Annotated in this window: 7 protein-coding genes and 1 tRNA gene; all 8 read right to left on the bottom strand. The window is 72.9% G+C overall.

Annotated elements, in window-relative coordinates; all coding sequences use genetic code 11:
* Nucleotides 1-1707 (bottom strand): multicopper oxidase family protein, encoded by a 1707-nt coding sequence (locus GV155_RS05825; protein WP_160006090.1) that lies wholly within the window; start codon nucleotides 1705-1707, stop codon nucleotides 1-3.
* Between the two features lie 92 nt (nucleotides 1708-1799).
* A complete protein-coding gene (locus GV155_RS05820) occupies nucleotides 1800-2744 on the bottom strand; it encodes an AraC family transcriptional regulator (protein ID WP_160006088.1) in 945 nt (314 codons plus the stop codon).
* Between the two features lie 85 nt (nucleotides 2745-2829).
* Nucleotides 2830-3333, bottom strand: coding sequence for an anthrone oxygenase family protein (locus tag GV155_RS05815; protein ID WP_160006086.1), 504 nt, complete (start codon nucleotides 3331-3333; stop codon nucleotides 2830-2832).
* A 481-nt stretch (nucleotides 3334-3814) separates the two neighbouring features.
* Nucleotides 3815-3888, bottom strand: a tRNA-Met gene (locus tag GV155_RS05810).
* 139 nt (nucleotides 3889-4027) lie between these two features.
* Nucleotides 4028-7105, bottom strand: coding sequence for a UPF0182 family membrane protein (locus GV155_RS05805; protein WP_160006084.1), 3078 nt, complete (start codon nucleotides 7103-7105; stop codon nucleotides 4028-4030).
* A gap of 96 nt (nucleotides 7106-7201) precedes the next feature.
* Nucleotides 7202-7867 (bottom strand): PPA1309 family protein, encoded by a 666-nt coding sequence (locus tag GV155_RS05800; protein ID WP_201300076.1) that lies wholly within the window; start codon nucleotides 7865-7867, stop codon nucleotides 7202-7204.
* Nucleotides 7864-8913, bottom strand: coding sequence for a YlbL family protein (locus GV155_RS05795; RefSeq protein ID WP_160006082.1), 1050 nt, complete (start codon nucleotides 8911-8913; stop codon nucleotides 7864-7866). The genes GV155_RS05800 and GV155_RS05795 overlap by 4 nt, the downstream gene beginning before the upstream one ends.
* A gap of 1123 nt (nucleotides 8914-10036) precedes the next feature.
* On the bottom strand, nucleotides 10037-11707 hold the full coding sequence (locus GV155_RS05775) for an alpha/beta-hydrolase family protein (RefSeq protein ID WP_160006078.1): 1671 nt from the start codon (nucleotides 11705-11707) through the stop codon (nucleotides 10037-10039).
* Nucleotides 11708-11749: the final 42 nt, after the last annotated feature.

Here is an 11749-nt window from a genome sequence, read left to right as displayed (position 1 = left end):
TCACTGCGGAGGGGCCGCGAAGACGGGGTGGTTGGGGTGCGTGGGCGACAGGTCGACGGACCCGTCCTGCGCGGCGACGAGGAACTGGCTCATCATGTCGTGGTCCTCGTGCGCGAGGTTGTGGCAGTGGATCATGTAGCGACCGCCCTGGTCGCCGGTCGCTCCGGCCGGACCGGTCGAGCGCCCGTCCCGGTAGGTGGCCGGTGCCATGCCGTACAGCACCAGCACCTCGACGATCTCGCCCTCCCCGACGTAGACGACGTCCTTCGGCCCCCGCTCCCACGGCTGGACCCGACCGGCGCCACCCCGGCGGCTGAGGATGCGGAAGTCGACCAGGTGGATGTGCAGGGGGTGGAACCACCCGCCGGACTTGTTCTCGATCCGCCAGATCTCCACCTCCCCCGGTCTCGGCGGGTCGCCGCTGTCGTCGGCGAAGACGTTCCAGTCGGAGGCGACGACGTCCTCCCACGTGCGGCCGTTGATCATGAACTCGTTGGTGAGGTCGTCGTGCTCGAGGTCGATGTCCCGGGTCCGCCGCGAGGCCGTGACCGGGATCGACATGACCGGGTGCAGCTCGCCGGCCGGTGGTGTGGGCACCGCGTTCCACCGGGAGTCGGTCGACTCGGCAGTGACCCTCAGCTGCAGCACCTTGCCGGTGTAGAGGTAGTCGCGGTTGTTCTTGTTGCTGGCGTTCTGCAGCTCGACCCGGTCCCCGACCCGGCACGTGCCGAGGTCCACCATCACCTCGTAGCGCTCGGCGCCGCCGTGCCGCCAGCTCGTGACCTTCTGCGGGATCGTCAGGCCGCCGTCGGTCGCCACCACCCAGGTCGGCAGGGTGGCACCGGTCCGGGTGTTGACGAAGCGCAGCGTCATGGAGCGGGAGAGCGTGGCCATCAGGACCCGGAACCGGTAGAACCGGCGCTGGACGTCGACGTAGGGCCACGGCACCCCGTTGACGGTGATCACGTCGCCGTACAGGCCGGAGTGGTCCCGGTCCAGGTAGGCCAGGGAGCCGTCCTTGGCGAAGATCGCGTCACTGATCACCAGCGGGACGTCGTAGGCCCCCTGGGGGAGGTTCTCGGTCTCCCATGCGTTCTTCAGGTGGTACTGCGCGACCATCCCGCTGTAGACGTTCCAGGCGGTCTGATGGACTCCGTGGTCGTGGTACCAGAGCGTCCGCGGACCCTGGTGGTTCGGGTACCAGTAGTCCTTGACCTGTCCCGGCCGCGAGACGTCGTCGCCGTACCCGTCGTACTGCGGGAGCGAGGCCGACCCGTGCAGGTGGACCGACGTCGCGACCTGGTGGCCGAAGGTGGGGTGGACCGGAGGGAGCTCGTTGGAGACCCGGAGGCGTACCCGGGTGTCCTGGTCGACCCTGATCAGCGGGCCAGGCACGGTGGGTGCCGCGCCCGGGGCCGCGTACCCGAAGACCGTGGTCGACGGCGAACCCGGGTCGAGCACCTGGGCTGACGCCGAGCGCTCGGTCAGGTCGAAGTGCAGGAAGTCGCCGTGCTCGTCGCTCATCGGGGTCGGCACCAGGACCGGCGGCAGCGGGAGCCTCCGGGCGAACCTCGCCGGCTTGGGCGCCGTGCTGATCCAGTCGGCGGTGCTCGCGGACTCCCCGAGCGGCAGCGTCAGGCCGAGCGCGGCGACCCCGATCCCCGAAACACTGATCTTGAGCACGTCACGGCGGCTGAGGGATGTCATCGGGGCTCCTCCTCCCGGCGCACCGTCTGCGCGCCTGGTCTCTCAGCACCGACGATGACGTGCCTGCCTTGTGCCGACCTTGGGCCGCCGACTCAGGCGCTGGCGCGCCCCGACCGGTACTGCTGCGGGCTCAGGCCGTAGTGCCGCTTGAACGCCGCGCTCAGCGAGAACGGTGTGCCGTACCCGACCTGACCGGCGATCGAGGCGACGGTCGCGTCCGAGGCGCACAGCAGGTCCGCTGCCAGGGCCAGGCGCCAGCCGGTCAGGTACGCCATCGGCGGCTCGCCGAGCAGGGCCGTGAACCGCCGCCCCAGGGCGGCCCGGGACACGCCCACCCGGTGGGCGAGCTCGGCCACCGTCCACGGGTGGGCCACCTGCTGGTGCAGCAGCGCCAGGGCGGCGCCGACGGCGGGGTCGTCCTGGGCACGGAACCATCCGGGCGCCTGCGCCTCCCGGCCGGTGAACCAGGTGCGGAGCGCGGAGATGAGCACGACGTCCAGCAACCGGTCCAGCAGCGCCCGCTGGCCGGGCGCCTCGACCTGCATCTCGGTCACCAGCACGCGGAGCAGGCCGGACCCGGCATCGTCCGGGTCGAGCAGCACGACCCGGGGCAGGGCTGACAGGAGAGGCCTGCTCGCCTCCCCCTCTCCCTCGTAGGTGCCGACGAGCAGCACGCACTCCCCCGCCGCGTCCCGCCCCCAGGTACGGATTCCGAGCGACCACTCGTCCCCCAGCCCGCGTCCGTCCTCGACGCTGGTGCACCGGCCACCCGGGTGGATCACCACGTCCGGGGCGGTGTCCGGCCGGTCCGCGAGCGTGTAGTGCTCCGGTCCGCGGACGACGGCCACGTGGCCCTCCGGAAGCCGGACCGGCTGCTCGCCGTCGGGGCAGAGCCAGGCGTCGCCGCGCAGCGCGGCGAGGACGCACAGCGGCGCCTCGTCCTCGATCCGCAGGGACCAGGGCGGGTCGAGCAGGGCGCGGAGCAGGAAGGCCCGCCGCGCCCGGGGGCCGTCCAGCAACGCCTCCAGCACGTCCATGCCGGTCAGGCTAGCGATCGAGATCCCCGCGAGGTGCAGTCCAGGTCCGCCTCCCGGACCTGCTCCGACCGTCGGTGGCACACGATCAGCCGGCCGCGCGGCCGGCGACGAACAGGGCCCAGGCCAAGCAGGCCAGCGACCCGGTGGAGGTGACCGTGCGCAGGACGTTCCAGCGGATCCAGCGCTCCTCGAAGCGGGCCCGCAGACCAGCGCTGTCGACGAGGTCCGGGGCGGCGTCCTGGACCGCCGCGTTCAGCGGCAGGTGGATCGCGCCGGTGATGACGACGGTCGCCACGACCAGCACGAGCGCCACGACGAGCCACGGGACCGCGGGGCTCCGACCGGGCAGGTGCAGGAGCAGCGCAGCCAGCGTCAGGACCGGGCTGCCCAGGAACGTCAGCATCATCCACGGGTTCGAGATCGCGGCGTCGATCCGCTGGAACGACGTCAGGAAGCCGCGGTCGTCGAGCGTGCCCAGCCCGGGCATCACCGAGTGCGCGAACGAGAACAGCAGCCCGGCGACCATGGCGGTCGCGAGGGTGGCGCCCAGCAGGGACGCAGTCCCGGCGGTGGTGGTGGCGGTGGTCATGCCCCCATACGACAGCCCGGAGCGGGCGCCCGACCATGGCTGCCCCGCTCGACGGCATGCGTCAGACGCTCAGCGGCACCCCCGCCGCGTCGTTGAGCGACACCTCCAGCCAGAGGAAGGCCAGCAGGCCTGCGGCGACGCTGAGCGGCAGCAGGGCTTTCAGTCTCGGAGTCATGTGCGTGTTCCTTCGTCGAGGTGATCCGACGCGCGGTCGCGCTCGTCGGGACAAGGCGCGACCCGCCGGGGAGCACGCGGGTCTCGGTGCCGCGTCGAGCTCTCGCTCGTGGCTGTTCGTGCCGCCGCCCATTCGAGCGAGAACGGGTGGTGTGACGTGTCTCACCTTGAGAAGGGCCCGGCCCGGGACCGGGCGGACGACGACGTCCTGCAACGTCCTGGCGCGGCTCCGCACCCGCGGTGCCGGGAGACAGCAATGGCCCCCACGAGACGTGGGGGCCAGGCTGCGAACCATTCGGTTCTCTTGTAGCGGGGGCAGGATTTGAACCTGCGACCTCTGGGTTATGAGCCCAGCGAGCTACCGAGCTGCTCCACCCCGCGTCGGTGAATCGAACATTACGGGACGGGGGGTGCCGCGGCCAAATCGGGTGGGTGTGGCCTGGGTCATGCGACCCGCCGCTGCCACACGTTCGTGGGGGCCGGAAGCCCCATCAGGCACACGAACGTGCGGCAGCGTGCCTCACTCCCCGGCGGCCGGGTCGCCCGCGGCCGCGTCACGCTCGTCGGCCAGGGCGGTGGCGTCCGAGATCAGCTGCTGCGCCTCGACGACCAGCCGGGCGTACTCGACCTGGTCGCCCTCGGCGGCCGCGGCGTCGGCGTCGTCGAACGCCTGCTGGGCCTGGCGCAGCGTGTCGAGGATCTGCTCGTCGAGGGAGCCGGGGTCGGTCTGGCCACCGTTCCCGCCGCCGTTGCCGTTCCCGTTGCCGCCGGCCCCGCCGCCGGTCCCGGTGCCCGGGTCCTGGGTGGTGGTGCCGATGTCGTCGACGCCGAAGGCGTTGGCGAGCGCGCCGGTCAGCGTCGTGTCGATGCCGACCTCACCGCCGTACGACACCGTGACGAACTGCAGGATCGGGTACGCCGACTCCGAGGCCGAGCGCTGGGCGTAGATCGGCTCGATGTAGATCAGGCCGTTCTGCACCGGCAGCGTCAGCAGGTTGCCGAACGCAGGCTCCGCGGTGTCGCGGTAGGGCAGCAGTCGTGACACGACCCCCGGGTCCTGGCTGAACTCGTTGGCGATGATGCCCGGGCCCGGGGTGTTCAGGTCCCGGAGCTCCAGCACCGACATCTGGCCGAACTCCTCCGAGGTCGCGTCCGAGTTGACCGAGACGAAGGACGCCAGGACCTCGCGCTCGAACGGCACGAACGTCGAGGTCAGGGACCACGTCTGCTCGGCGACGGCCTCGTTCGGGTCGGGCTCGTCGGCACCCTCGACCTCCTCGCCCTCCGCGGCGGGGAGGCCGGTGAAGAGGCGGTACGGCGGCTGCAGCGCACCCTCGACGTTCGGGTCGTCCGGCACCGCCCAGCGGTTGTTGCCCTGGTAGAAGTCGACCGGGTCGGTGACGTGGTAGCGGGCGTACTGGTAGCGCTGCGCCTTGAACAGGTCCTCGGGGTAGCGCAGGTGCTCGAGCAGCTCGTCGGAGATCGCCGACCTGGGCTCGACGCTGTCGGGGAAGATCGAGGTCCAGGCCTGGAGGATCGGGTCCTCCTCGTCCCAGGCGTAGAGCGTGACCGTGCCGTCGTAGGCGTCGACGGTGGCCTTCACTGCCTGGCGCATGTAGTTGATCTCGTCGGTCGGCACCGTCTGGAAGCCCGGTGTCGCGTCCTGCAGCGAGTCGTCGGTCATCGTGTCGAAGGACTCGCGCTGGGAGTTGGGGAACTGGTCGGTCGTGGTGTAGCCGTCCACGATCCACAGCACCCGGCCGTCCACGATCGCGGGGTAGGCGTCGCTGTCCAGGGTCAGCCAGGGGGCGACCTTCTGGATGCGCTCGCTGGGCGCCCGGTCGTAGAGCAGCTTGGAGTTCTCGTTGACGCGCCCCGACAGCAGGAAGTTGGGCTCGCCGAACTTCACCGCGTAGAGCAGCTGGTTGAAGAGGCCGCCGATCTCGACGCCGCCCTCGCCGTCGTAGGTCGTGGTCTGGTCGGCGGTCGTGCCGGCCAGGCCGAGCTCGACGTCCTCGTCGCCCTCCTCGGCCTTGCCGACGATCGAGTACGACGGCGACTGCTCGCCGAAGTAGATCCGGCTCTCGTAGCCCTCGTTGAGCTCGGTCAGGTCGTCCTGGTTGGTCTCGATGCCCTCGGCCCACACGGCACCGTCGGCGCTGTCGGAGCTCGATGACGCCTCCGGGTCCGCGTCGGTCGCGACCGTCTGCTCGGTGCTGTTGTTCTTGGGGCGCTGGTTGGCGTAGGCGGCGATGATGCCGTCGCCGTGGGTGTAGACGGTGTGGAGGTTGGACCAGTTCTGGTCCGCCTCCGGGATGCCGGTCTGGTCGAGCTCGCGGGCACCGAGCACGAGCGCCCGGTCGACCCCGTCGATGATGTAGCGGTCGACGTCGAGGACCGGGGCCACGGAGTAGTAGTTGCGGGCCTGCTGGCGCTGCTCGAAGGTGCGGCGCACCAGCTGCGGGTCGACCAGCGGCACGGACGAGATGGACCCGGCGACGCCCTGGGCGGCGGTCGCGGTGACGTCGGCCTCGGAGACGTACTCCTGCGGCTCGACGTCCTCCAGGTCGTAGGCCTGCCGCGTGGCCTGGATGTTGGCGGCGATGAACTCGGCCTCCTGGTCGGCCTCCGAGGGCTTGACCTGGAACTGCTGGACCACGGCCGGCCAGATCATCCCCATCAGGATCGAGGACAGCACCAGCAGCGCGAGACCGACGGCCGGCAGCTGCCAGGTGCGGCGCCACACGTTGACGAAGAACAGCAGCGCGCAGACCAGCGCGATGCCGGCCAGGATGTTGCGCGCCGGCAGCACCGCGTTGAAGTCGGTGTTGTGCATGCCGGTGAAGAGGTTGCCGTCCTGCAGGACCAGGTCGTAGCGGTCCAGGAAGTAGTCGGCGGCCTTGGCCAGCACGAAGATGCCGAGCAGCACCGAGAGCTGGACCTGCGCGGCGCCGGAGATCTTGTCGCGCTTGGCCTGGAGGCGGATCCCGCCGTACAGGTAGTGCACGAGGCCGGCGGCGAGCGCCGAGACCACCATCAGGGCCATCGCGAAGTCGGTGATGAAGTGCAGCCACGGCAGGTCGAAGACGAAGAACCCGATGTCGCGGTCGAAGTAGGCGTCGGTGCTGCCGAAGTCGGTGCCGTTGCGCCACAGCAGGTACTCGCGCCACTGCCCCAGCGCGGAGGTGCCGGCGAAGATGCCGATCACCGCGGCCACGCCGACCAGCAGCACCCGGCGTACGGGCGCGATGGTCTGGCGGTAGCGCTCCAGGTTGTTCTGGTCCGGGGTCGCGATCCGCGTGGTGGGGCGGAACCGGAAGGCCAGGGCCATGTTGAGCCCGACCACGACGGCCATCAGGATGCCGAAGACCGCGAACAGTCCGACGCGGGTCCACAGCAGGGTCGTGAAGACCTCGGTGTAGCCGACCGAGGAGAACCACAGCCGGTCGGTGTAGAGCGCGGCGAAAGCGGTCAGCGCGAAGAAGAGCACCACCAGGATGCCGGCGGTGGCCAGCAGCGCCTTGGCGCGGCGGGAGGGGCCGGGCGGAGGGGGCGGCGCGGTCCGGCGCGGGTCCTCGTCGTCGAAGAGCTCGCTCACGTGGGTGTTCTCCTTGCGGGGTGCGGCAGGGGGCGGGACTGCGTCGCGCGGAGGACCCGGCGACTGGTGGGGTCGGTGGTACTCATGATGCCGGGGTCACCCTGAGAGGTCCCCGGATCCCTCCGGGGCCTCGTGGTCGGCCCCGTCGTCAGCCAGGGTCTCGCGCACCAGCGCCAGCAGCCCCGGGACGAGGTCGGTGCCGCCGACGACCGCGGCGTCGTCGTCGTGGGAGCGGAACCTCAGCACGCAGTACGACGCCCCGTGGCGGGTCGCCCCGGCCACCATCCGCAGCTCCTGGCGGTCGGGGTGGGTGCGGGCGAACTCGGCCTGCGCGGCCGGGTCGTCCGGGAGGTCGTCGTCGACGCCCGGGGGCAGCACGAAGCGCTCGACGACCGCCGCGCAGCCGGCGACGCCGTCGGGCCAGCCGATCTGCTCCAGCTGCTGCTCCAGGGGCAGGTCGGCGCGCAGGTCCTCCTGCTCGACCGGCGTCAGCGACCCGGCCGCGGCGGACTCGTCCAGACCCATCGCCGCGGCCAGCTCGGGCTCGCCGGCCACCAGCCGGGCGGTCTCGACCAGGGCGTAGAGGCGGGCCGGCTGGTCCCAGCCGGCGGTGGCGACGTGCTGCTCGATCTCCAGCACGGCCGAGGCCAGGGCCGGGTCGACGTCCGCCTCGAGCTCGCCGGGCGGGGTGGGGCCGCCCGGGGCGCCGCTCGGGTCGCCCGTCGGGGAGTCGGCGGGGTGGTCGGGTGCGTCGTCGGTCATCCGGCGTCCTCGCAGGACGGGAGGTCGGCGTCGGGGTCCGCGGTCCAGTCCTGGACCGCCTCCAGGCCGGCCTCGAAGGTGTCGGCGCGGGCGAGCCGCATCGCGCCGTTGTCGGCGGCGAGGGCGTCCTCGCAGTTCGCCGGGGGGACCAGGAAGAGCCCGGCGCCGTCGGCGCGCGCGCCGGCGACCTTCTGGGCGATGCCGCCGATCGGGCCGACGGCCCCGTCGGGGCCGATCGTGCCGGTGCCGGCGATCGAGCGGCCGTCGGTCAGCGAGCCCGGGGTCAGGGTGTCGTAGATGGCCAGGGAGAACATCAGCCCGGCGCTGGGCCCGCCGATGGCCGGCGGGATGTTGACCTGGACGTTGACGGGCAGCTCGAAGCCGAGCCCGATCCGGACGCCGATCCGCTGCTCGCCGTCGACCTGCTCGGGGGTGACCTCGACCTGGCGCTCCTCGTCACCGCGCTCGACCGTCAGGCTCAGCGGGTCGCCGGTCGGCGTGGCCTGGACGGCCTCGACGATGTCGTCGCCGGTGCGTACGCGCTCCCCCGCCGCCTGCAGCACGACGTCGCGCGCCTTCAGCACCCCGTCGGCGGGGGTGTCGGCGTCGACGTAGCTGACCTGGATCCGGGTCGGCACGTCGTAGCCGAGCTCGCGCAGCGCGACCGCGGTGGCGGTGTCCTGGGAGGAGACCATCTCGACCTGACCCTCGATGTCGCTCTCCTCGGCGGTGTCCTCCTCGCCGTAGATCGCGTCGTAGGGGTAGACCGCGTCGTCCTCGTCCCACCAGGTGCCGACCACGTCGAAGAGGCTCTTGCGCTGGCCGGGCACGGAGACCAGCACGGTCGTCATCCGCAGCTGGCCGTCGTCGCGGTAGACCTTCGCCCCGTCGACCTGGATGATCTCGGAGCCGCCGTTCTCGGCGAGCACGTCGAAGGTGTCACCGGGCTCGTAGGTCGCGAACGGCAGCGGCACGAGGGCGGCCACCAGCACGAGGACCACGACCAGCGGCGCCGCGAGGAGGGCGGCGATCAGTCGCTGGTTCACGGCCCCACTGTCTCATCCCGCCCAACCCGGTCCGGCAGGGAGGCGCTGGTCAGGAGGCGCTGGTCAGGAGGCGGTGGTCAGGAGGCGCGGCGGGACGGGCGAACGGCGACGCCGGTGCTGCGGTCGGCCTCCGGGGGCGCCACGGCGTACCCCGGGGTGCGGCTCGGGGACGACAGCGCCTCGCCCATCCGGCGGACGGCGGTCTCGCGGTCGACCTCGCCGCGACCCTCGCGGCCGAGCCAGCCGACCCAGAGCATCGCCAGCACGGTCACCACGACCCNACGCGCTCAACGACGTCGACCAGATGCGTCCGGCGATCGACGCGGTGCGTGCCACCGGCACGTCGGTGGCCGAGGTGGCGCTCTGTTACACCGGCGACCTGTCCGACCCCGGCGAGCGGCTCTACACCCTCGACTACTACCTGCGCCTGGCCGAGCGGATCGTCGGGCCGGTGCGCACGTGCTCGCCATCAAGGACATGGCCGGCCTGCTGCGCGCCCCCGCCGCCCGCACCCCGGTCCCCGCGCACCCACGTGCTCGCGCTGCTGACGGCCTGCGTCCTGCTCAACCTCGCCGGTCGCGGTCTCGTCGAGCTCCTCGACCTCCCGGTGCACCTCGACATGGTCGGCACGGCCCTCGCCGCGATCGCCCTCGGCCCGTGGCACGGTGCCGGGGTCGGGCTGGCCACCAACGTCCTCGGGGTCGCCGAGAGCGGACCGGTGTCCCTGCCCTTCGCCCTGGTCAACGTGGCCGGCGCCCTCGTCTGGGGGTACGGCGTGCGCCGGCTGGGCCTCGGCCGGACCCTGCCCCGCTTCCTCGGCCTCAACCTGCTCGTCGCCGCGGTCTGCACCCTGCTGGCCGTCCCGATCCTGATGCTGCTCAGCGGTGGCACCGGCCACGGGCAGGAGACGCTGGCGGCCACGGTGACCGCCCTGACCAGCACCGCGGCGGTCGGGACCTGGGCTGCCAACCTCCTGGTGTCGGTCGGGGACAAGCTGATCAGCGGGTTCGTGGCCCTGGTCGCCGTCTCGGCGCTGCCGGCCGGGCTGCGCCGGCTGGAGGTCCCCCTGCTCCCGCCCCCGGGACCACCGCGGGCGGGCCGTCCCCCGACCGGCTGAGGCCGCTCACCGCGGGAGCCGGGCCAGGTGCTCGCGCAGGCGCTCCACGTCGGCCGGCTCCCACCCGGCCGGCGCCAGCATCGCCTCCCACGCCGCCAGCGGCTGGGTGCCGTAGAGGTGGCCGTGGTCCTCGTCGAAGTCGTTGCCGACGGCCATGTCGACGGTGAGGTTGGCGAAGGTGGAGAACGGTCGCCAGGTCATCGCGGGGTTGACCGCCGGGTCGAGGGGCTCGGCGAGCCAGTCGGGGCGGCGTACGGCGGTGCCCCAGTCCCACCACACGATCGGGTCGTCGGCCTGCTGCAGGAAGACCGAGCGGGGGCTGGTGCCGTCGAGGTCGGAGCGGCGGTTGGCCACGACGACGTCCTCGCCGTCCCCGACCACGGGCCGGACCTGGGTCGAGCCCGGCTCGCGCACGGCCTCGGCCTGCCGCCGCAGGTGCATGAACTCGGGGGCACCGATCCACAGCGAGCGGTCGACGTCGGCGACCATCTCGTCGAGGTCGTCGAAGGCCTGCGCCCCGCCGAAGCTGCCCAGGCTCTCCCCGGCCACCAGCACCATCGGACGCTCGGCGGCCGGCAGCGCGGCGACCCGTTCGCGCACGGCCTCGATCACCGCCGCACCGGTCCGGCTCGCCGCGTCGTGCTCGGCCAGGTAGGCCAACGGGCTCGGGAGGTGGGAGTACTGGACGGCCACCGTGGCGACGTCACCGCCGAGGAGGTGCTCGACCGGCGCCACGACCTGCTCGTTGACCCACCCGGTGCCGGTCGGCACGACGACCAGCACCGCGCGCCGCTCGAAGGCGTCGAGCCGGTCGAGCTCGGCGAGCGCGAGCTCCGCCCGGCCCTCCACGGTCCCGGCGGAGGCGCGGCCGACGAAGACACGGGCCGGGTCCACCGCGGCCGGGGCACCGGCCGGGGCGAGGTCGTCGACCTCCGCGGCGTCGGGCCCGCGGGAGAGGAAGCGGCGGCCCTGGTCGCCGAGGTCGGCCCAGGACACCGCGGAGGCCGAGGTGCCCGAGCGCGACGCGTCGGGCGGTGGCGGGGCCGGGGCGGAGGCGTCGACCTCGAGGTCGTCGGCCTCGAAGGCCGCGTTCATGCCGTCGAGGGTGCGCTGCAGGACCCAGGTGTTCGCCGCGGACAGCACCGCCCAGCCGACCAGCGCCGCGGCCAGGACGGCGGCCACCGCGCCGGGGAGCCACCGCGCACCGAGCCGGGCCACCTGCGACCAGAGCAGCCGGACCAGCAGGCCGACCGCGGAGAGCACGACGGCCACGGCCACCGCGAGCAGGAGCGCCCCGGCGTACGCCGTCGTGGTCAGCGTCGGCGAGTAGCCCAGCCGGTCCCAGGTCCAGCGGTGCTGGTCGACGGCCGCGACGACGACCCAGGTGGTCCAGGCGCCGGCCATGACCGCCAGCACCAGGGCGCCTCGGCGACCCATCCGCGGCCCCCGCCACCCCAGGCGGTCGGCCAGGCGCCGGCCGAGCGCGCCGACGCCGGCACCGAGGGCGTAGCCGACCGCCACCCCGACGCCGCTCAGGACGCCCTGGAAGACCCAGGTCCGGGCGAGCAGGGAGGGGTCCAGCGAGGCGCCCAGCATCAGCACGGCCAGCACGGCGCCGGTGGCGCTGCGCCGGGCCCGGCGGGGCGGGGTGCGGTCGGGATCCGGGCCTGCCTCCACCGGTCACCTCCCCGCCCGACGCGTCGTGGCTCCAGTGTGGCC

The organism is Nocardioides sp. AX2bis (assembly GCF_902506435.1).
Taxonomy (GTDB): Bacteria; Actinomycetota; Actinomycetes; order Propionibacteriales; family Nocardioidaceae; genus Nocardioides.
This window is presented reverse-complemented; position numbering and strand designations above follow the sequence as displayed.